This window comes from Streptomyces sp. NPDC037083, from assembly GCF_055606485.1.
This window is the reverse complement of the sequence record NZ_JBVJSQ010000050.1, coordinates 1-1,091: the sequence shown is the minus strand read 5'-3', so window position 1 is coordinate 1,091 and position 1,091 is coordinate 1. Positions and strand designations below refer to the sequence as shown.

At 69.0% G+C, this 1,091-nt stretch carries 1 protein-coding gene; it reads left to right on the top strand.

The features are described from left to right. A partial coding sequence (locus tag ACZ7DE_RS41015; RefSeq protein WP_470769656.1) for an IS1380 family transposase occupies positions 1 to 935 on the top strand: 935 nt, incomplete at its 5' end. Positions 936 to 1,091 lie beyond the last annotated feature (156 nt).

The following is a 1,091-nucleotide window of genomic DNA, read 5'->3' as shown; positions in this document are numbered from 1 at the left end:
ACGGGCCGGCCAAGCAGGGCGCCTCGTTCGGCTACACCAAGCAGCGCGGCCTGCACTTCCAGATCGTCACCGTCAAGACCGCAGCCTGTGCTCCGGTCATCGTGGCCACCCGGCTGCGCAAGGGCTCGGCAGGCTCCGGCAAGGGGGCGGCGAGCCTGCTGCGCGAGGCCCTCGCCACGGTGCGGGCGATGGGCATCACCGCGAAGATCATCGTGCGTGCGGACTCGGCGTACTTCTCCCACAAGATGGTCGACGTGTGCCGGAAGGCGGGCGCGCACTTCTCGCTGGGCGTAGCGGTGAGGAAAACGATCCGGGAGGCGATCGCGGGCATGGACGAGTCCGCCTGGACGCCGATCAAGTACACGAGTGCGGTGTGGGACGCGGCCGAGGAACGCTGGATCTCCGACGCGGAGATCGCCGAGGTCCCCTTCACCGCGTTCACCAGCAAGAAGAGGGCGTTCCACACACGTGCCCGGCTGATCGTGCGCCGCGTGAAACGGCTGAATCCGAAGAGCGTGCCGGAGGGGCAGGTCGAACTGTTCGGCGTCTGGCGCCACCACGTCATCTTCACCGACAGCCCGTTCATCCTCGCCCAGGCCGAACCCATGCACCGTGAACACGCCCAGGTCGAGCAGGTCTTCGCCGACCTGGAAGACTCCGCGCTCGCCCACCTGCCGTCAGGGAAGTTCACCGCGAACGCCGCCTGGCTCACCCTCGCCGCCACCGCCTACAACTTCACCCGGGCCGCCGGCCACCTCGCCTCCACCTTCCACGCCAGGGCACGGACCGGCACCATCCGCCGCCACCTGATCCACATCCCGGCCCGGATCGCCACCGGCGCCCGCCGCCTCACCCTCCACCTGCCCCGACTCTGGCCCTGGGCAGACGACTTCACCGACCTGTGGACGGCGACCGGGCAGCGCATGGTCACCTGATCCACGCGACCGCCCCTGTCCGCTCACGACCCGAAAGACCTCGGAGACCCCGCACCGGACGGCCACCCGGCACTCGCCGCTGCCCGCATCCCGAAGAAACACCCAGAAACCGCCCGACACCCGTGATCAGAATTCACGCGGTGGATCGAGGTTCAG